Annotated in this window: 1 pseudogene; it reads left to right on the top strand. The window is 58.9% G+C overall.

Annotation, left to right across the window (positions count from 1 at the left end):
* Positions 1–215 precede the first annotated feature (215 nt).
* A pseudogene (locus GXY01S_RS16765) lies at positions 216–840 on the top strand (hypothetical protein); the annotation flags it as partial.

Genomic DNA, 840 nt, shown 5'->3' with positions numbered 1-840 from the left:
CCCTAAACAGGCGGGTTTTTTGTTGCCTAAAATTCCCTGCAGGAAACACATAGGAAACAGACGAAAAGGTACCGGGGCGCATTTTTGTCCACTTTCACAAATGCGTGATTTAAGAGCGGGGCACCCTGTCGCCTGTTTCGGGGTATCATTCCAGGCTTGTCGAGTCAGGACAGTCTGCCCCTCTGCTGTCCGTATCAGGAGACGCAGGAGCAGCCATGGCCGCAGACGAACTCACGGGACTGATCCGTTATCTCGGTCAGGAGGACTGGCAGGAGTGTTTTGGCGAAGTGCTCGCCGATCACATCGGTCCGGCGCTGGAAGCGGGCGACATCTCCTTCGAGGATCTGGCGGAGATGATCGGTCCCGACGTCGCCATGACGCTATGGGGCTGCGCCTTCGAGGATTTTCTCGGGCAGGACTGGGATGATGGCCGGAACTTCGTCGACGTTTACCTCAAGCGTCGGGGCTGGAAGGAAGGGCCACGTAACAGCGCCTACATGCGTGCCCTCAAGGCTTCGGTCATGAGCCTGTATGAAGTCTCGGACATCAGACCCGGCCAGAGCCTGATGGCGCGAGACCTGCTGCGGGGTGGTGATCCGGTTCTGGTGCATGAAGGCACGGCCACCCGGACACTGGAACAGTGGGACCGGATTGCAGCACGTCTCGTGCCGTCCGATGGAAAGACCATTCTGGCAGGCGGGCTGCTCGCCTATTCACGGGGTGCCTGCGAAGAACTGGCTGCGAACCTTTACAGGGCTCTGCGGAAAAAACGGGGCAAGGCCGAGTTTCCGAAAGTCGATACGCAGACGCTGCATGAACTTGCGCCGATGTTCACGCTGA

It is taken from the genome of Komagataeibacter xylinus NBRC 15237 (assembly GCF_001571345.1).
Taxonomy (GTDB): Bacteria; Pseudomonadota; Alphaproteobacteria; order Acetobacterales; family Acetobacteraceae; genus Komagataeibacter; species Komagataeibacter xylinus.
This window is presented reverse-complemented; position numbering and strand designations above follow the sequence as displayed.